This window comes from Desulfoluna sp. HI9BLuna (assembly GCF_056829775.1).
Map to the genome: position 1 here is coordinate 5,585,839 of NZ_CP186555.1, position 19,686 is coordinate 5,605,524.

14 protein-coding genes are annotated in these 19,686 nt (G+C 59.0%); 3 read left to right on the top strand and 11 right to left on the bottom strand.

The annotated features are described in order from the left end of the window. Positions 1 to 20: 20 nt before the first annotated feature. The 3 genes from ACOYW0_RS22770 to guaA form a co-directional block, all read right to left on the bottom strand. A complete protein-coding gene (locus ACOYW0_RS22770) occupies positions 21 to 1,547 on the bottom strand; it encodes a SidJ-related pseudokinase (RefSeq protein WP_482416034.1) in 1,527 nt (508 codons plus the stop codon). 76 nt (positions 1,548 to 1,623) lie between these two features. Next, the gene (locus tag ACOYW0_RS22775; RefSeq protein WP_482416035.1) at positions 1,624 to 2,454 is read right to left on the bottom strand and encodes a hypothetical protein; all 831 of its coding nucleotides are present in this window, start codon (positions 2,452 to 2,454) and stop codon (positions 1,624 to 1,626) included. A 6-nt stretch (positions 2,455 to 2,460) separates the two neighbouring features. Then, complete coding sequence (gene guaA / locus ACOYW0_RS22780; protein WP_482416036.1) at positions 2,461 to 3,993, bottom strand: glutamine-hydrolyzing GMP synthase; 1,533 nt, start codon at positions 3,991 to 3,993, stop codon at positions 2,461 to 2,463. Positions 3,994 to 4,490: 497 nt separating this feature from the next. Between guaA and efp the strand changes: the two genes are divergently transcribed. Then, on the top strand, positions 4,491 to 5,054 hold the full coding sequence (efp, locus tag ACOYW0_RS22785; protein ID WP_482416037.1) for an elongation factor P: 564 nt from the start codon (positions 4,491 to 4,493) through the stop codon (positions 5,052 to 5,054). A gap of 91 nt (positions 5,055 to 5,145) precedes the next feature. Here efp and topA read toward each other — a convergent pair whose 3' ends face one another. The 7 genes from topA to ACOYW0_RS22820 all read right to left on the bottom strand — a co-directional run bounded on the left by topA (position 5,146) and on the right by ACOYW0_RS22820 (position 14,784). Continuing rightward, positions 5,146 to 7,443 (bottom strand): type I DNA topoisomerase, encoded by a 2,298-nt coding sequence (topA, locus tag ACOYW0_RS22790; protein WP_482416038.1) that lies wholly within the window; start codon positions 7,441 to 7,443, stop codon positions 5,146 to 5,148. Then, the gene (dprA, locus tag ACOYW0_RS22795; protein WP_482416039.1) at positions 7,440 to 8,585 is read right to left on the bottom strand and encodes a DNA-processing protein DprA; all 1,146 of its coding nucleotides are present in this window, start codon (positions 8,583 to 8,585) and stop codon (positions 7,440 to 7,442) included. Before dprA ends, topA begins: the two co-directional genes overlap by 4 nt. 167 nt (positions 8,586 to 8,752) lie before the next feature. Further along, the gene (ybgF, locus tag ACOYW0_RS22800) at positions 8,753 to 9,526 is read right to left on the bottom strand and encodes a tol-pal system protein YbgF (protein WP_482416040.1); all 774 of its coding nucleotides are present in this window, start codon (positions 9,524 to 9,526) and stop codon (positions 8,753 to 8,755) included. 241 nt (positions 9,527 to 9,767) lie between these two features. Next, complete coding sequence (secF, locus tag ACOYW0_RS22805) at positions 9,768 to 10,817, bottom strand: protein translocase subunit SecF (RefSeq protein ID WP_482416041.1); 1,050 nt, start codon at positions 10,815 to 10,817, stop codon at positions 9,768 to 9,770. A gap of 23 nt (positions 10,818 to 10,840) precedes the next feature. Next, a complete protein-coding gene (gene secD / locus ACOYW0_RS22810) occupies positions 10,841 to 12,445 on the bottom strand; it encodes a protein translocase subunit SecD (protein ID WP_482416042.1) in 1,605 nt (534 codons plus the stop codon). Positions 12,446 to 12,673: 228 nt separating this feature from the next. Beyond that, complete coding sequence (gene yajC / locus ACOYW0_RS22815) at positions 12,674 to 12,982, bottom strand: preprotein translocase subunit YajC (RefSeq protein ID WP_180141616.1); 309 nt, start codon at positions 12,980 to 12,982, stop codon at positions 12,674 to 12,676. A gap of 341 nt (positions 12,983 to 13,323) precedes the next feature. Beyond that, complete coding sequence (locus tag ACOYW0_RS22820; RefSeq protein WP_482416043.1) at positions 13,324 to 14,784, bottom strand: Rne/Rng family ribonuclease; 1,461 nt, start codon at positions 14,782 to 14,784, stop codon at positions 13,324 to 13,326. Between the two features lie 868 nt (positions 14,785 to 15,652). On the opposite strand from ACOYW0_RS22820, the gene leuS reads away from it, so the two are divergent. Both leuS and lptE read left to right on the top strand, forming a co-directional pair. Further along, positions 15,653 to 18,241 (top strand): leucine--tRNA ligase, encoded by a 2,589-nt coding sequence (gene leuS / locus ACOYW0_RS22825; RefSeq protein WP_482416044.1) that lies wholly within the window; start codon positions 15,653 to 15,655, stop codon positions 18,239 to 18,241. Between the two features lie 64 nt (positions 18,242 to 18,305). Then, positions 18,306 to 18,824, top strand: coding sequence for an LPS assembly lipoprotein LptE (lptE, locus tag ACOYW0_RS22830; protein WP_482416045.1), 519 nt, complete (start codon positions 18,306 to 18,308; stop codon positions 18,822 to 18,824). Positions 18,825 to 19,061: 237 nt separating this feature from the next. Here lptE and rpsT read toward each other — a convergent pair whose 3' ends face one another. Beyond that, the gene (gene rpsT, locus ACOYW0_RS22835; protein WP_482416046.1) at positions 19,062 to 19,325 is read right to left on the bottom strand and encodes a 30S ribosomal protein S20; all 264 of its coding nucleotides are present in this window, start codon (positions 19,323 to 19,325) and stop codon (positions 19,062 to 19,064) included. Positions 19,326 to 19,686: the final 361 nt, after the last annotated feature.

Below are 19,686 nucleotides of genomic sequence, written 5' to 3' on the forward strand. Positions count from 1 at the left end.
AGACCCTGGGGACGGGTTATTTATGGTGCCTTTGCCAGAAACCCGTCGGTTATTGTAATGGATGCGAGGGTGGCCGTAAACTCAATTAATTCAGGACAGGATATTTTTCCGTTGAATCGGCCCAGGTGGGGGCCGGTGAAAAGGACCATGTCGGCCACCCCCTTTTGCACGCATTGCGCCTCCTCCTCGCTGTAGCCCCGTTCCATCAAGAAATCCCTGAAAGCTTCCTCCGTCATGGTCTGCTGGTCCCGTGCCCGCAGGATCTCTTCCATGTGGCGATCCTCCCCCATTTCGTCTGTCATTCGCCGGGCCAGGGCCTTGACATCCGTTGAACAGAAGTGACCCTGATCCTTTCCCGTATATCCCCTGTAGTACCCTGTTGCAATGGCCGCCAGCATGGCGGTGAGTTTGTCCTGGGAAAAGAGAGACCGGTGATCGGTGCGGCCGGGGGAAGGGGAGGGGCCTGCTTCGCCCTCCCTGCTTCGGAAATGGCTCCCCGCCACCAGGAGGAGGCTCAGGATCTGGTCCCCCATGGTGCGGTAGGTGTCGCTTAAGGAGAGCTCCGGCACGGTTTCCATGTGCTCAAAATCCCTGAGTCCGGACAGGCCGAAGTTGGGAAACCGGCAGGAGGCGAGCCAGCGGTCCAGCCGTCCTCCCTTCTGCCACAGGTAGATTCCCTCGTCGTCCCTGCGATCGGTCTGGACGCGGTTGTGGAAGAGGGGGACCGGTGCGGTGTGGAGAATGCCCCGGGCGGCAAGGTGCCCGAAGAGAAACGCCGCTGCTTTAAGGACCTCCGTGGCTTGCTCCGTCTCCATGGGGGCCGTGGGCTCGTTGGGGTAGGTGAAGTAGGCCGGTGTGGTGAGAAAGGCCATGGCCGTATCCGATGCCGCTTCCGGGGGAAGCCCCGTCATGCGCATGAGGGCAGGACCCACCGGGGTGGGGACGTGGGATCCTGCGGGGAGTATGGAGGCCAGGGCGCGCATCCAGTACCATTCGGCGGACAGACCTGCCGGGTCTTCACCGGGACGGGCGCATTTGATGACCAGGGTCTGGGAGCGATGATGGAAGAGAAGGCTGCGCCCCGCAGGGTGGGCCGCGGTGTTCGGGGGAAATCCCGCCCCTTTGAGCACCTCGGCCAGGGACCGAAGGTCCGGGGCGGGGCATGGCCCGGCAGGAGGAAGGGCAGCCTCCCGGGGGGCAAGGCAGCGGCAGGCCGTGCAGACGGCCATCTGCCGGGGGCCCGATGCCTCACCGCACAGGGTGCTGACACCATGCAGGGCCAGCCGGGCAACGGGGTGGTCCGGGCCCAGTTTCCACGCGGTGTCTGTGAGGACACGAGCCAGGCGTTCGTAGAAGAAGTAGGCGGTGCGCCGGTTCTCGAACCGGGGGTCTGCCAGGCAGGCGAGGAGCATTCGGGCCCCTTCTTCCGTCAGGTTCTCCGGGCTTTCCTCGCAGGCATTTTCCAGGGCACCGGCGGCGAGAAACAGGGCGTTGTAACCCCGCGATGCGGAAAAGAGCCGTTCGATGTCTTCGGCGCTGGAGGTCATGGGCTCCTGTAAGCAAAAGGGGCCATGCCGCGGCATGGCCCCTTGGGTTGGTGTATGGCTGGCGGGAAACGACGGGTCAGCCGCCGATCTCCTGCTCGCTGATGGTGCCTGCCGGTGAGGCGGGCGGGGGTGTCTCCGCAGGAGGAGCTACCGGCGCTGCCGGTTCCGGAGTGGCGTGGCTCTCCCTTTCAAGGGCGTCCATGCGGGCACCGAGGGCGGTGCGTACCTCGTCAATGCGGACCTGAAGGAGGATGCGCTCCTTCTTCAGGCGCTTGTCGAGTTCCGCCAGGGAGGGCAAGGAGCCGGAGAGCTGGGTGAGCTCTTTGCGGGCAGCGGCAAGGTCGGCTTTGAGCCGTGTGATTCCTTTGGCGTCGGCCGCGCTTTTCTTCTCCAGCTTCCGGGTGCGGTCGATGGCTTCGTCCACATCGGACTGGGCCAGGGCCAGGGCCTTGTCGTTTTTATCCAGTCGGCCGGTAAGGGCGCCCAAGCGGGTCTCGGTCTGCTTCTTGGTGAGCCGGGTGGCCACGATGAAGTCAACATCCTTCTGGGCTTTTCCGACCTTTTTCTCCAGGGTTCTGATCCGGGTCTTGATGCCCCCCAGTTCTTCGCCCAGGAGTTTTTCAAGCCGGGCGTTTTTGACCTGGAGGGAGGAGACCATGCGCTCCATGTCCTTGGAGGCGCTGCGCACCTCCTTGGAGCCGGTGTCTTTGAACGCCGCCATCCTCCGGTTCATGTCCACATAGCCGAAGATCATCACGATGCCGATGAGGCAGGGCATGATGACGGCGATGAGCGTCACCTTGAGGTTGAGGCTGTCCAGCCGGGAACGTTCGGGTTCTCCGAAGTTCACCGGCTCATCCCTGTTGTCGGACCCGAACACGAACCGTTCGTCGTTTTTCTTGTCCATACGGGCCTATTCCCATTCAATGGTTCCTGGGGGTTTGGAGGTGATGTCGTACACCATGCGGTTGACCCCGTTGACTTCGTTGATCACCCGGTTGGAGATGCGGGCCAAGAGGTCGTGGGGGAGGCGTGCCCAGTCGGCGGTCATGGCGTCCTTGCTGGTGACGGCACGCATGGCCACGGTGTAGTCGTAGGTTCGCTGGTCGCCCATGACGCCCACGCTCTTGATGGGGAGCAGAACGGCAAAGGACTGCCAGACCTTCTTGTAGAATCCGGCCTTTTTGATCTCTTCCACGATGATGGCGTCGGCTTCCCGCAGGATGTCGAGGCGTCTCTTGGTGATCTCGCCCAGGACGCGGATACCCAGGCCGGGGCCGGGGAAGGGCTGGCGCCAGACCAGGTCGTCGGGGATGCCCATCTCTTCGCCCAGGGCGCGGACTTCGTCCTTGAAGAGGTACTTCAGGGGCTCCACGAGCTTGAGCTTCATGTCCTCGGGGAGGCCGCCCACGTTGTGGTGGGACTTGATGACATCCGAGGCGCCGCCGAACACGGACTGGGACTCGATGACATCCGGGTAGAGGGTGCCCTGGCCGAGGAACTCGGCCCCTTCCACCTTGGAGGCTTCGTCTTCAAAGACGTCAATGAAGATGTTGCCGATGAGCTTTCGCTTCTGCTCAGGGTCGGAGACGCCGTCCAGGGCGGTGAGGAACCGCTCGGAGGCATCCACGAACTTGATGTTCAGGTCCAGCTTGTCGGTGAGGGACTCTTCCAGCTTTTCACGCTCGTTGAGGCGCATGAGGCCGTTGTCCACGAAGATGCAGGTGAGGTTCCTGCCGATGGCCTTGTGGATCAGCACGGCAGCAACGGTGGAGTCCACGCCGCCGGAGAGGCCCAGGATCACCTTTTTGTCGCCCACGGTGGCCTTGATCTCTTCCACGGAGGATTTGACAACGTTCTCCATGGTCCAGGTGCGCTCGCACTTGCAGACGTCGAAGAGGAAGTTGGAGAGCATCTCGCGGCCCTTGAGGGAGTGCTCCACTTCGGGGTGGAACTGCAGGCCGTAGAATTTACGGGCCGGGTCGGCTGCCGCTGCAAAGGGGGTGTTGTCGGTGGTGCCGGTGGGCACAAAACCTTCGGGAAGCTGGGTGATGGAGTCTCCGTGGCTCATCCAGCACTGGGTCGGGGACTCGATCCCCTCGAAGATGCGGCAGGGCTCTTTGATGGAGAGCTCGGCAAAACCGTACTCGCGCTTGTCGGAGCGCTTGACCTCGCCGCCCAGGGTGCTGACCATGAACTGCATCCCGTAGCAGATGCCCAGGACCGGGATGCCCAGGTCGAAGATGGCGCTGTCTACCTGGGGGCTGTTTTCATCGTAGATGCTGCAGGGACCACCGGAAAGGATGATGCCCTCGGGCTTGAGTTCCTTGATGTAATCCAGGGTGGCGACGGTCGGGGCGTCCACCTGGCAGTACACGTTGAACTCACGGACGCGGCGTGCGATGAGCTGGTTGAATTGTGAGCCGAAATCGATGATTAATATCATGATATTCCTTTTATGTTTGGTCGCTTTGCAGATAAAGTGCGATGTTGCCTTTCTTCCAGGGGCGGCACCGCAGTTGTCGGATGCTTTTTTGTAGGGTTTACAGGGACATCGGACGTGGTGCCTTTTTTTGTGAAACCGATGGTCTTCACTTTAATCCGTGCATTTACCATATCAGGGAAAAAATGGAAAGGGGATCATCCCCCGTCCTCAGGGGCCCGGCGTTGCCAAGGGGGGCTTCATGTGGTAAAAAAACGGTGAGCCGTCTGTGTTTCAAGCCAGGGGGCGTTGCAGTCGGTAAAAGGGACATGGAAGAGATCGGGCCGAATGCGTGGTTGCTTAGCCCCTGCACCTGAAGGGTGACGGGCCGTTGTCACGTCGTCGGGACGGCCCCACTGTGCGCGAGACGCGGCGATTCTCTCCTGTGATCCATCAGAACAGATGATATCAACGGGCCCGGACGATGCGGGCCATGAAAAAAAGACAAGGACAGGCAGACGATGATTGAATGTGGCGAACTGCGAAAAGGCCTCAAACTTGAGATTGACGGTGAACCCTATGTGATTGTTCAGTTTGAGTTCGTAAAGCCCGGTAAGGGCCAGGCGCTTTACAAGTGCAAACTCAAGAACATGATCAACGGCACTCAGTTTGACAGGACCTACCGCTCCGGTGAAAAATTTACCAAAGCAAGCCTGGAAGAGCGTGAGATGGAGTATCTCTATTTTGATGGGGATGCCTACAGCTTCATGGACACCCAGAACTACGAGCAGGAGTTTCTCTCCGCAGACCAGGTCGCAGACGTCATTCCCCTGCTCAAGGAGAACACCAAGTGCTCCGTACTCATGTTTGACGGGCGCGCCATCGGCGTGACCCTTCCCAACTTTGTGGAGCTGCTGATCACCAAGTGCGATCCCTGGGTCAAGGGCGATACCGCCACCAACAACTACAAGCCTGCCACCGTGGAGACCGGTTATGAGATTCAGGTGCCCCCCTTTGTGAACGAAGGCGAGGTTATCCGCATCGATACCCGTACCGGAGAGTACTCTGAGCGTGTGAAAAAATAAGCATCGGCGCCCATGGCGCTGTGTCACGGAACGAAAAAAGGGCCCATCCTTCTGGATGGGCCCTTTTTTATTTCCGGGCCATGCCGGGGAATCAGGCTTCCTCTTTCTTTTCCACGGGCTCCTTGAAGCCGCAGCCCTCGGTGAGGCACTTCAGGAAGGTGCCGTCGCGCTTGGTGGTTTTTTCCACCAGGTAAGGGGCTCCGCAGAGGTCACAGGGGCGGGGAATGGGCTTGTCCCAGATGGCAAAGCTGCAGTCCGGGTACTTGTTGCACCCGTAAAACACCTTGCCCCGCTTGGAGCGCTTCTCCACGATTGTGCCGTCGCATCCCTTTTCAGGGCAGGGGACTCCGGTGTCTGCACCGGAGCCGGAGCCGCCGTCGCCGTTGACTCCCATGGTGTTCTTGCAGTCGGGGTAGCCGCTGCATGCCAGGAACTCGCCGTAGCGGCCCTGCTTGAGGAGCATGGGCTTGCCGCACTTGTCGCAGACCTTCCCTTCGGCCAGTTCAAAGGAGGGCTCGATGGGGTGGATGACGCCCTTGTCGTCCCGCTCGTAGTTTCGGGAGTAGTCGCACTCGGGATACCCGTTGCAGGCGATGAAGGTGCCGTTTCGGCCGATCTTGAGGTGAAGCTTCTCTTTGTTGCACTTGGGGCAGGTGAGCTCGGTCTCGATGCCCACGCCCTTGATGCTGATCATGTTGGCGGTGGCCTCTTCCAGCTCCTTGTCGAAGGAGGAGTAAAATTCACCTAAGAGGGTGAGGTAGTCGATCTCCGAGGCTTCCACCTTGTCCAGATTGTTTTCGAAGCTGGCCGTAAACTCCACGTTGAAGACGTCCGGGAAGTTTGCCACCAGCAGGTCGTTGACGATGAACCCGAGTTCGCTGGGGCGGAAGTAGCGGTTCACCAGCTCCACGTACCCTTTGTTTCTGATGGTGGAGAGGATGGTGGCGTAGGTACTCGGACGCCCGATGCCGTTCTCTTCCAGCTCCTTTACAAGGGAGGCTTCGGAGAAACGGGGGGGCGGGGAGGTGAAGTGCTGCTTGGGGTCCAGGTTGAGCAGCGAAAGGGCCTCGCCTTCGGCCAGTTCGGGCAGGTGCTGCTTCTTGTCGTCCTCTTTTTTGCCTTCATCGTAGGTGTAGAGGGTCATGAAGCCGGGGAACCGGACCGTGGAGCCGGAGACGGACAGGGTGAATCGGCCCGAGGCAATGCCCACGCTGACCTGGTCGATGAGGGCCTGCTGCATCTGGGAAGCGATGAAGCGTTTCCAGATGAGGGTGTAAAGAAGGCGCTGATCCTCGTCCAGGTAGGCTGCGACCTTTTCCGGGGTGTTAAAGACGCTGGTGGGGCGGATGGCCTCGTGGGCGTCCTGGGCTTTGTTCTTGTTCTTGAAGAAGCGGGGGGCGTCGATGGCGTAATCGTTGCCGAATTTCCCCCGGATGAACTCTCCGGCTTCCACGGCCGCCTCGTTGGCGATACGCGTGGAGTCGGTACGCATGTAGGTGATGAGGCCGACGGGTTCGCCCGGGCCGAGTTCCACCCCTTCGTAGAGCTGCTGGGCCACGCTCATGGTTTTACGCGCAGAGAAGCGGAGGCGGTTGATGGCCTCCTGCTGGAGTTTACTGGTGGTGAAGGGGGGCAGGGGATTCCGCTTTTTGGTGCGGCGGGTGATTTTCTCTACCTTGTAGGGATTGTCCCGCAGTTCGTCCACCATGGCGTGGGCGGCATCGCCGTTTTTGATTTCGGCTTTTTTGCCGTCCACCTTGGTCAGCTTGGCCACGAAGGAGCTGTCGGCCTGGCCTTTGAGTTCGGCGGCAATGCTCCAGTACTCTTCGGGCTCAAACCGGTGGATGGCATGCTCGCGTTCGCAGATGATGCGAACGGCAACGGACTGGACGCGCCCTGCGCTGAGCCCGCCCTGGACCTTTTTCCAGAGCAGGGGGGAGACCTGGTACCCCACGAGCCGGTCGAGGATACGCCGGGCCTGCTGGGCGTCGTAGCGGTTGTAGTTGAGCTCTGTGGGGTTATTTAAGGCCTCTTCGATGCCGCGCTTGGTCAGCTCGTGAAAGAGGACCCTTTTAAAGGTGCGATCCTTTCCCTTGAGGATGTCGGCCGTGTGGAAGGCAATGGCCTCTCCTTCGCGGTCGGGGTCAGGGGCGAGATAGATCTCGGTGGCATTTTCCGCAGCGGCCTTGAGTTCCTTGATGACCTTGGACTTGCCTTTGATCTGGAGATACTTGGCCTTAAACCCCTTTTCAATGTCAATGCCCATCTCCCGGGGGGGCAGGTCTTTGATGTGACCTGAGGTGGCCGCAACATTGTAGGTTTTTCCAATATATTTTTTGAGGGTCCGCACCTTGGTGGGGGACTCCACGATAACCAGGGGTTTGCTCACGATTTCTCCTCTTTCAGCGAAAAGAGTTTTCCGGGGGATCGTACCACCACGCCTTTTAATTCGAGGCTCAACAACACGGCGGAGAGGCGACCCGCCCCCATGGGAACATTTTGTAAAATATCGTCAATATGAGACGGATACAAGTCAAGGACCTTTAATACAGAGATCTCCTCATGATCAAGAGAAAATTTCGACAGGTCCGGTTTCTTCGGGTTTTGATTCGGCTTGGAATGGCTGAGATCACGGTGTGTTGACGTTGTTTTTTCGGCGGCGTGGATGTGGGCCGCGAATTCTTCCGTTATATCTGCCGACGACGCCACCAGTTTAGCCCCCTCCCGAATGAGGTGGTGGGTACCGGCGCTCTGGGGGGCGCGAATGTGGCCCGGAACGGCAAAGACTTCTCTGTTCTGGTCGGCAGCGCAGCGGGCGGTGATAAGGGAGCCGCTTTTCAGGGAGGCTTCCACCACCACGGTTCCCAGGCTGAGGCCGCTGATGATGCGGTTGCGCATGGGAAAATGGTGGGCCTCGGGTGAGCTGTCGTAATCAAATTCGGAGATCAGGGCACCGGAGCGGGCAATGGCATCGGCCAGCCGCCTGTTTTCCGGAGGGTAGATCCTGCCCAGGCCGCAGCCCAGAACGGCAACGGTGTGTCCCTGTGCTGCAAGGGCGCCTTTGTGGGCTGCCGTGTCGATGCCCCGTGCCAGACCGCTGACCACGGTGAACCCGGAACCGGCGAGTTCTCCTGCCAGGTCCGAAGCATTGCTGAGGCCGTAGGAGGTGGCTTTTCGAGAGCCCACAAGGGCCACCATGGCCGACTCGGGGTCTAAATGGCCCGAGATCTGGAGCAGGGGTGGCGGATCGTGAATGGTCGCCAAAAGTCGCGGATAATCCCCGTGGGTCAGGGGCAGGAGGGTGATTCCTGCGTCACGGGCCCGGTCATGGCTGCGACGGGCACGGTCGCTGAGCCTGTGGGTGCGGATGGCCTCGGCAAGGCGATGGGAGATACCATCCACTCGAACCAGGCTTTTCGCGTCGGCTTCAAAGACCGTTTCGGGGCTTCCAAAGGCCTGAATCAATCGTTTGAACAGCAGGTTCCCGACACCGGGGACTTCCTTGAGGGCGAACCAGGGCAGAAGGTTCATCGGTATAAGATCCGAATCGTTCGGTGGTTGGGGCTCAGCCACCAACAGGGCGTGACGCGACGGGGCCGGGGGGAGCGTCGGTGGCCCGGCTCGGGCGCTTTGAACCCAAAAAGGGCGGCGCCGTCGGGCCGGGTCACAAGGGGGCGTTGTGTTTGGTGCGTGAACCCTTAGTTATCGTCCAGGGAATTGAGCGCTTTTTCCGCTTTGGCGCCCGACGGGGTGAAGGGGTGCTCCATGACCACCCGCTTCAGGTATTTTCTTGCGGATTCCTTGTCATTTAATGCAAGGAACGAGTACCCGGTTTTGAGCAGGGCATCGGGGACTTTACTGCCTTTGGGGTATTTTTTCAGGAGTGTCCGGAACGAGCTGATGGCGGCCGAATAATTTCTCTCAGTATAGTGGATTTCACCGGACCAGTAAATGGCGTTGTCGGCCAGGTTGTCATTGGGCCATTTTTCCGCAACTTCCCGGAAAAGCAGGAGCGCCTTGTCATGGTTTCCCTCTTTCATGGCGGCAAAGGCGTCGGTGTAGGTTCGGCTGGCAAGGTTGCCCTTATCGGACTTTTTAGTCTTGGCAGGCACCGGAGCTGCCACCATGGCAGGAGTGGAGGACTCATCGGTGATGGCAGGTGCCTTGACGGCGGGCTCGGCCGGGGCGATGGGCACCATGGGGGGCTCTGCGGGCAGGGGCGACGTTCTTTCCAGATCGGCCAGGGCTCGTTCGTGGCTGTCCACCATGAACTGCATGACCGAGAGACGGTGATGCATCTCGTTCATCTTCTGGCGGGTCTCCTGCAGCTCGCGGGCCAGGGTGGCTGTTCCGGGGTCGCGCCTGTGCTGAACCGTTTTGCACCCTGGGGCGACAAGAAGGGCAATGATGACTGCCGCTGCGGCGGATTTTCCGGGGAATCTGTCTCGTCTCTTGGCCGTTGCCTTCATCATCCGTGTATAAACTCCTGTGCAAATAAAAGTGGGGGGGCGGGTCGGCGTGCGACAAAGCACCCGGCGCCGGATTGCTGCATCTCTTTGGCGGGGGGTGCCCCAGGGATGCAGGCGGACAAAATATGTCAGAAAAAGCTACCAGAATGGATCGTGGAATGCAAAGCAAAAAGCGCCGCAGGGGAAGGGGAGGTGCCGCCGGCTGGGTGGCCCAGCCGGCGGAAGAGATGCAAGGTGTCGGTGATCAGTTCTCGTCTGTTTTCCAGGCCAGGAGAATGGGGCTGGCCACATAGATGGAGGAGTACGTTCCCGTGACAACGCCGATGATCATGGCAAAGGCGAAATCATGGATGACGCCTCCGCCCAGGACATACAGGGCCACTACCACCACCAGGGTGGTCAGCGAGGTGAGGATGGTGCGGCTCAGGGTCTCGTTGACGCTGCGGTTGATGATGAAGTCCAGGGGCTTTTTGGTGTACTTCTTCCCGTTTTCACGGATTCGGTCAAAGACGATGATGGTGTCGTTGAGCGAGTAGCCGATGATGGTCAGGAGTGCCGCCACGATGGGCAGGGTGAACTCGACGTCGAGCAGCGAGAAGATCCCCACCGTGATGGTGATGTCGTGGACCAGGGCTATGATGGCCCCCATGGCGTACTTCAGCTCCAGGTACCAGCAGAAGATGATGCTGATCACAAGGGCAAGGACAATGAGAAAGGGCATGCTCGAGCTGACAAAGGCGATGGACTGAAGCTGGGTTACCCCGTAGACCACGCCGCCCAGGATGGCGGCCAAGGCTCCGGAGAGGCCCCATTTCAGTTCAAATCGGCCCGAGATATAGATGATGATGAACAAAAGGGCGTAGAACATGGCCAGAAGGGCTTTTTGCCGCAGGTCCTTGCTGACCTGGGGGCCCACCATATCGAGGCTCAGGTCCTTGACTTCCACGCCGGTGCTTTCGCCCAGGGCCTGCTTCACCTTGGGGGCAAAGCTGCTGTCCGTCATGAACGCCTGCTTGGTCCGGATCTGGAACTCATGGTCGCTGTCGCTGCCGAAACGCTGAACCGAAGCGCCTTCGAGTCCGGCGGGCTTGAGGCCTTTTTTGACGGCTGCGATGTCCACAGTATCGGTGAATTTGACCTGCACGGCGCTGCCGCCGGAGAAGTCGACGCCGTAGCGCGGCCCTTTGTGGATAAACAGCGAGATGATGCTGACGGCGATCAGGGTCAGGGAGACGCAGAACGCGATCTTCTTGACGCCGGTGAAGTTGATGTTGGTCTCTTTGATGAACTGCATTTGGGATATCTCCTCACTAAGGGCTAAATGCTCAGGGTTTTCACGTTCGCCTTCTGCAAGATGGAATCAAACAGCAGTCTGGATACCACAAGGGCCGTAAAGAGACTGGAGAGGATACCGATGCCGAGGGTGACGGCAAAGCCTTTCACCGGTCCGGAGCCGAACTGGAAGAGGACCATGGCGGCGATGAGCGTGGTGACGTTGGCGTCCAGAATGGTGAGGGTCGCCTTATCGAAGCCCGCCTCCACGGCAGCCATGGGGCTCTGGCCGAGGTTCAGCTCTTCTCGTATCCTCTCAAAGATGAGCACGTTGGCGTCCACGGCCATGCCGATGGTCAGGATAATGCCCGCGATGCCCGGCAAGGTAAGGGTCGCCTGAAAGGCGGCCAGCCCCGCTGCAATAAGCAGGACGTTGAGGATCAGGGCCACGTCTGCGATGAGGCCGGAACCTTTGTAATAAACAACCATGAAGACGATGACGGCCAGGCCCCCGATGAGCATGGACCAGATCCCCTTGCGGATGGAGTCGGCGCCCAGGGTGGGACCGACGGTTCGTTCTTCAAGGATCTTGACGGGGGCGGGGAGGGCGCCTGCGCGCAGGGCGATGGAGAGGACGCGAGCCTCTTCCATGGTGAACCCGCCGGTAATCTGGGCGCGTCCGCCGGCAATTCGGTCCCTGATAACCGGGGCAGAGTAGACGGTGTCGTCCAGGACGATGGCCAGTCGCTTGTTGATGTTGGCGCCGGTGATCTTGCCGAAGATACGTGCCCCTTTGCGGTCGAACTCAATGGAGACGTAGGGCTCGTTGGTCATGTTGTCGAAAAGGATCCGGGCGTCGGTGAGGGAGTCCCCGGTGAGGAGGACGCGCTTTTTGATCAGCATGGGAGTGGATGATTCCACACCGCTGACGGGATCCTTGTGGACCAGATTGAGCAGCTCGCTTCCTGCCGGTGCATGGGAGGCCAGGGCTGCCTGCACATCCGCGTTTTCATCCACCAGGCGGAATTCAAGGATGGCTGTCTTGCCGATGAGGTCCTTGGCCGCTTTTGTGTCGGTGACCCCGGGAAGCTGGATGAGGATGCGATCGTCACCCTGTTTGCGGATGTCGGGCTCGCTGACCCCGAATTCGTCAATACGGTTTCGGATGGTCTCAAGGGCCTGGTCCGCGGCGAATTTTCTGACGCGCTCGGCTTCGTCGGCTTTCATGGACAGGGTCACCAGGGTGATGCTGCCGTTTTCGGAGGTGCCGCTTATGGTAAGATCTTGAAAATCGTCGGCAATGATACCCCTGAAGGCCGTCAGGTCATCTGCAGAGAGGAGTTTGACGTGGAGCTTGGTGCTCTGGGGCACCAGGGTGACGCCCCTGTTTTTCATGGTGTGTTTGCGAAGGGCCTGGCGAATGTCGGATATCTTCAGGGACATGGCGTTTTCAACGGCCTTTTCGGTCTGGACTTCCAGAACCAGGTGCATACCGCCCTGAAGGTCGAGGCCCAGGTTGATCTTTTTGTGGGGCCATATCTCGGGCTCACTCGTCCCTTTAATGTACATGGTTGCCGTGGGAAGGATATACACGGCAGCCATGATGATAACCACAAGAACCGCTATCAGTCTCCAGGATAGATTCTTCAATGGTGCTTCCTCTCAGCCCGATGGGTGTTGGTGATCGCGTGAAAACATGCTCAAGGTCAGGGTCTGGTTTTAAGCGGATTTCAACGAAAGAGTCACTGTCCCCTGGGTGCTCACTCTGGTAAAAGCTGTTCGAACAAGAAAGAATATAAAAGCACACAAGGCGCTCAGGGCACCTTATGTGCTTTTTATTCGCTATGGGGGCAATCGTGGATCAACGCGGCGGGCGGATCAGAGCTTGACGCTGATGTTGGCCCGGATCACCTTGATGTTCACCTTTTCGGCAATTTCAAGGGTGACCGTTGCATCATCCACCTTGACGATGGTGCCGTGGATGCCGCCTGAAGTGACCACTTTGTCGCCTTTTTTAACGGCGTTGATCATCTCCTGGTGCGCTTTGGCTTTTTTCTGCTGGGGACGGATCAGGAGAAAATAAAAAATGACGAACATCAAAATAAGGGGAACAAAGGCGGCAAAGCCTCCCTGCTGCCCTCCGGCGGCGCCCTGGGTTCCCATGGCGTATGCGGTGCTGGTGAACATGATACTCCTTTATATGGATCAAAGGGGTTTGTGTATGACGGCTTTGTGAAAAAGCCCTGTGCATGTCTGCATCGTCAGGACATGCACATGGTTACCTGTCAACGGTCGTTGTCTTCGGTGACCGAAAAGGGGGGCAACGGGTGCGGCGGTATCAACAAATCAGCACGATAAACCGCGTGTCCGGCCCTGCGCAAACTGCCCAACAGATACAGTAAAAGAGCCTCGGGTGTCAACACAAATGGGCTGTGGGGCGGCCCGCGACGGCCCCTCGGTGTGAGCCGAAGGGGGCCGCGGTTGCTTCTTTTTCGGTCGGTGCTGCAACGGATCGCTTTCCTGCGGGGTTATTCGCAGATGATCCGGCTGTCTCCATGGACCATGGACGCGTTGCCCTCAATGGCGATGGAGATGCTGCGTTTGATCTCGATGTCGAGGATCTCCGCACGCTTTTTGTTGAGGAGGTAGACGGCCACGTCCGGGGGCACGTAGCCCTTGGCGGTGGTGATGCCGTCCTTCAGGGTCTCCAGGCTCAGCTTTCGCAGGAAGGCCAGGGCCACGGTCTCCGTGGAGAGGATCATGCCCTTTCCCTTGCAGTGCTGGCAGGGGACCATGCTCCCGAATTCAATGGAGGGGCGGATGCGCTGGCGGGACATCTCCAGGAGGCCGAACCGCGAAATGCGCCCCACCTTGGTGCGGGCCTTGTCCGACTTCAGGTTCTCCTTGAGCTTGGCTTCCACTGCGCCCCTGTTTTTAGGCTCCTTCATGTCGATGAAGTCGATGACGATGAGGCCGCCCAGGTCGCGCAGCCTGAGCTGGCGGGCCACCTCTTCGGCGGCTTCCAGGTTGGTCATCAGGGCGGTCTGCTCGATGTTCTTCTTCTGGGTGCCTTTGCCGGAGTTGACGTCGATGGCCACCAGGGCCTCGGTCTGGTCGATGACAATGGATCCGCCGGAGTTCAGGGAGACGCGGCTCTCGAAAATGGAGGCGATCTGGTTTTCAAGCTGGTGCTTGGTGAAGATGGGCTTGTCGCCAGTGTAAAGCCGGGTCAGCTTTACGTGCTTGGGGGCGATGAGGCGAATGAACTCCTTGATCTCCTTGAAAGCATCCGGGTTGTCCACCAGAATTTCGGACACATCGTCGGTGAGGTAGTCCCGGATGGCCCGCACGGCCAGGTTCTTCTCTTTGAAGAGCAGGGACGGGCCGGGGGTGTTGGCTGCCTGTTTGTTCAGGTCTTTCCATACCTTGGTGAGGTAGGTGACATCCTTGGAGATCATGGTCTTGTTGCAGTTTTCCCCGGCGGTGCGGACGATGAGTCCGTAGCCGTCGGCAAGCTTGAGCTTTCCGATGATCTCTTTTAAACGGTTGCGCTCTTTTTCGTCTTCAATCTGGCGGGAGACGCCCCGGTTGCTGCTTCCGGGCATAAGTACGGCGTGGCGGCCGGGCAGGGAGATGAAGGTGGTGAGCATGGCCCCTTTGTTCATGATGGGGTTCTTGGTCACCTGGACGATGAGCTCCTGGCCGCGCTTGATGAGCCGGGTGAGGTTTTTTTCGTGTTCACCGGTCTGCTGGAAGTACGAGTTGTGGATCTCCTGCTTTTGGAGAAAACCGTTTTTTTCGCTGCCGAAATCAACGAAGACGGCCTGAAGGCTTGGTTCAACGCGTGTGACCACGGCCTTGTAGATGTTGCCCTGGATGCTCTCGCGCGAGGTGGTCTCCAGGTGAAACTCTTCAAGGCGCGAATTGGTGACTTTGGCGATCCGGCACTCTTCCGGGTCAACCGAGTTGATGAGGATTTTACTTGTCATAGTAATGTGTTGTCCTTAGCGAACGTGAGATAGGGATCTGAAGAAGGAGCGGTACCCGGCAGGGCTCTGCGATGGGAATGTGGGTGCGCGGCAAGTTTGCCAAGCATAGTGGCCCTTGAAGCAGCTGACAGCCTCCAACCCGTTATCGTCTCCTCCATTGCGCCTGGTGGTGGAATATGCGGGATGGGTCTGCAGCGGGTAGCAACATCGTGCCGGAGCTCGTTACCGCTGACTCGGGTGGGTTTTTGGTCGTATGCAAACCAAAAAACGAAACGGTGGGCAGCTGCCTCTCCGGGGATGCTTCTGATCCGGTGGTTGTGATTTGTATGATGGCCTGCGAAGCGGCTTTCTCGACCTCTCTCAGCACGGGTGCGTTGCCCGCGGTGTCGGGTCGTGACTCAAGACGGAGGCATCATGATTTTGTGAAAAGACGCGAAATTGATGAATGGCCGGCTCCATGGCTTTGATGGGCGCCGCCCTGCAATAAGGGGCTTCGACCGTTTCGAAGCCCGGTGTTCTTTTCACTGCCATCGATCGCTGCACAGGGCCGGGGAGCTGTATGCACCATGGCCCTCGCCATGTGCCCGCCGGTTGGTTGTCCCATATGCAGCGTTCATGTTTGTTCTCATTAAATAGGGGATTGTCGGAGGCAAGTCAATATTAAACCTCCCGGGGCACAGGGGGGGGGCCCCGGTTTTTTCCCGGCTGGACGGGGGCCAACGGGCTGCGTGGCAGGCCTTTTGCTTGCCATTTATCTATGATTATGGCATTTAAATTTGTTTGGCGCATTTGCGTTTGTTGGGAACCTTGCGCCCACGACTCTGAATCCACTTGCAATATCACACGCACTCTGGAGGTTTGAAATATAATGGAAGATAAGTATCTCCCGGACTCGATTGAGTCCAAATGGCAGCAGCGCTGGGCCGACGAAGGCTCGTTTCGGGTGGTCGAGGATCCTGAAAAAGAAAAGTATTACCTGCTGGAGATGTTTCCATACCCGTCGGGCAATATCCACATGGGGCATGTCCGGAACTACACCATCGGCGACGTGGTGGCCCGGTACAAAAAAATGCGGGGCTTTAACGTGCTCCACCCCATGGGATGGGATGCCTTCGGCATGCCTGCGGAGAACGCCGCCATCGACAACAACACCCACCCCGCCGCGTGGACCTATGCCAACATCGACACCATGCGCAGCCAGCTGAAGCGCATCGGGCTCAGCTACGACTGGGACCGAGAGATCGCCACCTGCACCCCGGAGTATTACCGGTGGGAGCAGTGGCTCTTTATCAAAATGGTCGAAAAGGGGATGGCATACCGCAAGGAGTCGTACGTCAACTGGTGTGAGTCCTGCCACACGGTACTGGCCAATGAGCAGGTGGAAAACGACTGCTGCTGGCGCTGCGGGGAAAACGTGCAGCAGAAAAAGCTCTGGCAGTGGTTTTTCCGGATCACCGACTACGCCGAGGATCTCCTGGTTCACTGCGACAAGCTCGACGGCTGGCCGGACAGCGTCACCACCATGCAGAAGAACTGGATCGGCAAGAGCGTGGGCTCGGAGGTGACCTTCGAGGTGGAAGGGGCCAAAGAGCCCCTCTCGGTCTTTACCACGCGCCCGGATACCCTTTTCGGCGCCACCTTTATGTGTCTGGCGCCGGAGCATCCCATGGTGGCGGCCCTTTCCAGGGGCACGGAGCAGGAAGAGGCTGTGGCATCCTTTGTGGACCGCATCCTCAAGCAGGAGCGCTCCAGCAAGGCCCTTGAGAACTACGAGAAAGAGGGGGTCTTCACCGGTACTTACTGCATCAACCCCCTTACCGGGTACAAGATGCCCATTTATGCAGCCAACTTTGCCCTGATGGAGTACGGCACCGGGGCGGTAATGTCGGTTCCGGCCCACGACCAGCGTGACTTCGACTTTGCCCGCAAATACGGCCTGGAGGTGAAGGTTGTGGTGAGCCCCGAAGGGGAGGCTCTTGACGGCGCTACCATGGAAGAGGCCTATACGGGTGCCGGCGTGATGGTGAACTCCGGCGAGTTCGACGGCATGGCCAATACAGAAGCCAAAGAGGCCATCACCAACTCCCTGGAGGAGCGGGGCATCGGGAAGAAGACTGTTTCGTTCCGCCTGAGGGACTGGGGTGTGTCCCGTCAGCGGTACTGGGGAACGCCCATTCCCATGATCCACTGCGACTGCTGCGGTGCGGTGCCGGTTCCTGAGTCGGACCTTCCCATTGTGCTGCCCGAGGACGCCCAGCTTCTGGAGTCCGGAGGCTCTCCCCTGGGGACCCTCGACTATTTCAATAAGGTGACCTGTCCCAAGTGTGGCAACACCGAAGCGCGGCGCGACACCGACACCATGGACACCTTCGTGGAGTCCTCCTGGTACTTTGCCCGCTACTGCTGCCCCGAGTACACCGAGGGCATGGTGGACAAGGAGAAGGTGGCCTATTGGATGCCCGTGGATCAGTACATCGGCGGCGTGGAGCATGCCATCCTTCACCTGCTCTACTCCCGTTATTTCACCCGGGTGATGCGTGATCTCGGGCTCGTTGAGTTCTCCGAGCCCTTTACACGGCTCCTGACCCAGGGCATGGTGACCAAAGAGACCCTGTCGTGCCCCAACCACAAGTGGGTGTTCCCCACGGATACCGAGAAGGCCGAAGACGGAAGTGTCGTGTGTAAACTCTGCGGGTCTCCCGTGGAGGTGGGCCGGGTCATCAAGATGTCCAAGTCCAAGAAAAACGTCATCGACCCCAATGTGCTCCTCAATCGCTACGGTGCGGACACAACGCGTCTCTTCTGTCTTTTTGCCGCCCCCCCTGAAAAGGACCTGGAGTGGAATGACGAGAGCGTTGAAGGGTGCTTTAAGTTCATCGGGCGCGTGTGGCGCATCATTACGGGCAAGCAGGAGGGCTTTGCCGGTGTTGAGGCCTATCATGGCCCCGCAGCCGATCTTTCCGGCAAGAGCCGGGAGCTTTACACCAAGATCAACGCCACCATCAAGAAGGTGACGGATGACGTAGAAGGCAAGTTCCACTTCAACACCGCCATCAGTGCGGTGATGGAGCTTGTGAACAGCATGTATGCCGTAGACGGCGACGCGTCCCTGAGGCAGGATGTGATGAAGCGGGCGGCGGAGACCGTTATTCTTCTTCTCAACCCCGTGTCGCCCCATGTTACCGAAGAGCTCTGGACGAAACTGTCCGGCCAGGGGCTCCTCATGGATCAGCCCTGGCCCGAATACCGCGAGGATGCCCTTGTCTCCGACGAGGTGCTCATCGTGGTGCAGGTCAACGGCAAGCTGAGGAGCAAGTTCCAGGTGCCCGCAGGCGCCTCAAAGGACGAGGTCCAGGAGCTGGCCCTTTCTGATGCGGCGGTGAAAAAGTTCATCGAGGGCAAAGAGGTCCGCAAGGTGATCGTGGTTCCGGGCAAGCTTGTCAACATTGTGGTTTAATCCTTGGCGGCCGTCCTTTCCCTGGGGGGACGGGCGGCCGCATCAGAAGTAGAAGGGAGTGTCCATGAAACGGGTTTTTGCATGGAAAACGGTGGCTGTGGCTCTGCTGGCGGCTGTTGCTGTGACGGGGTGCGGCTATCAACTTACCGGGAGGGGGACCCTTCCGGGCGGGGTGAGCGGTCTGTGCGTGGCGGTTCCGGAGAACCGGTCGGCCGATGTTCGCCTTGGTCCCATGGTGGCAAGCGCCGTGGTCTCCGAGGCCATTTCCGCAGGGGCGGACGCTGCTGTGGGGTGTACCGGGCGGTCCGGCTCCCTCACCGGGGAGATTCGAACGGTCTCCACATCCACCATCACCCGAAACAGCGACGGGGACGGCACTGAAGAGCGCGTGACGATCACGGCGTCCTTCAGGCTTGCCGATGAGGACGGCGCGGTGATCTGGCAGCGGGCGTCGGTGACGGGGACGGAAACGTACAGCGTCACCCCCGGGTCGGATTCCACATCCTCCCGCAACGCGGCCCTTGACGAGGCGGCGGAAGATCTTGCGGAGAATGTCTGGGCAGGATTGACCCAGAGGTTCTAAGGGATGGCGATGCGCTGAAACAAAAAAACGGTCTCCGGCAGCCATGCCGGAGGCTTTTTTTGTGGCTTGTTGTGGTGAGAAGGCTTTGGGAAGAGGGTGACCCGCAGGGACGGATCGAGCAGGCTGGCCTTTGGAAAATAAAAAAGGCCTTCCGGTATCTCGCGAGTGCTACCGGAGGGCCTTTTTATGTAAAGCGTGAAGACTTTGGTTCGCAACCGGAGCGGCTGCTGGCCTGTCTTAAGCTTGAGCGCCGTTGATGAGCTTGGTCAGGCGGGAGATCTTGCGTGCGGCAGTGTTGTTATGAATGACGCCTTTCTTGGCGGCGACATCAATCACTGATTTTGCCTTGTTGAGGACGTCCGTCATGTTCTCTGCCTTTTCGGCTTCTGCGGAACGAACGGCCTTAATGGCGTTCTTCATGCGGGTTTTGACCGCCATGTTGCGGATGCGCTTTTTTTCGTTCTGGATAGCTCGTTTTTTTGCCGATTTGTGATTAGCCAAGGACTTAACTCCTTTTATCGTCGAAAATTTTTTTACGGTGATGTTTCATTCCGTACCGGTTTGCCGCGTGCTTACCCTTTGTCCGGTGTGCCTGCAACGCATGTTGCCGGCCCGGCGGTAAGCGCACCGTGGATTGAAATGCCACCTGAAAAGATTGTGTGTTTTATACGGTACCGCGACAAATCAGGCGATTATTGGGAGAACGCCTCGCAAAAACGCCTCCGCAAACCTGTTCGTCACCATGTGCGCACGGGGTGGAAAGGGAGGAATGTCCTTTCCTGTCCATGGGTTACGGAACCGACAGTGATTTAACTTGGTAAAATTATAGTGTTTGATGGGGGGTGTCAAGGGAAAAAGTGGC

Bases quoted from the DNA above. Each gene is read 5' to 3' on its own strand.
- ACOYW0_RS22770 (WP_482416034.1), bottom strand. From the start codon at position 1,547: ATGACCTCCAGCGCCGAAGACATCGAACGGCTCTTTTCCGCATCGCGG.
- ACOYW0_RS22775 (WP_482416035.1), bottom strand. From the start codon at position 2,454: ATGGACAAGAAAAACGACGAACGGTTCGTGTTCGGGTCCGACAACAGG.
- guaA (WP_482416036.1), bottom strand. From the start codon at position 3,993: ATGATATTAATCATCGATTTCGGCTCACAATTCAACCAGCTCATCGCA.
- efp (WP_482416037.1), top strand. From the start codon at position 4,491: ATGATTGAATGTGGCGAACTGCGAAAAGGCCTCAAACTTGAGATTGAC.
- dprA (WP_482416039.1), bottom strand. From the start codon at position 8,585: ATGAACCTTCTGCCCTGGTTCGCCCTCAAGGAAGTCCCCGGTGTCGGG.
- ybgF (WP_482416040.1), bottom strand. From the start codon at position 9,526: ATGATGAAGGCAACGGCCAAGAGACGAGACAGATTCCCCGGAAAATCC.
- secF (WP_482416041.1), bottom strand. From the start codon at position 10,817: ATGCAGTTCATCAAAGAGACCAACATCAACTTCACCGGCGTCAAGAAG.
- yajC (WP_180141616.1), bottom strand. From the start codon at position 12,982: ATGTTCACCAGCACCGCATACGCCATGGGAACCCAGGGCGCCGCCGGA.
- ACOYW0_RS22820 (WP_482416043.1), bottom strand. From the start codon at position 14,784: ATGACAAGTAAAATCCTCATCAACTCGGTTGACCCGGAAGAGTGCCGG.
- leuS (WP_482416044.1), top strand. From the start codon at position 15,653: ATGGAAGATAAGTATCTCCCGGACTCGATTGAGTCCAAATGGCAGCAG.
- lptE (WP_482416045.1), top strand. From the start codon at position 18,306: ATGAAACGGGTTTTTGCATGGAAAACGGTGGCTGTGGCTCTGCTGGCG.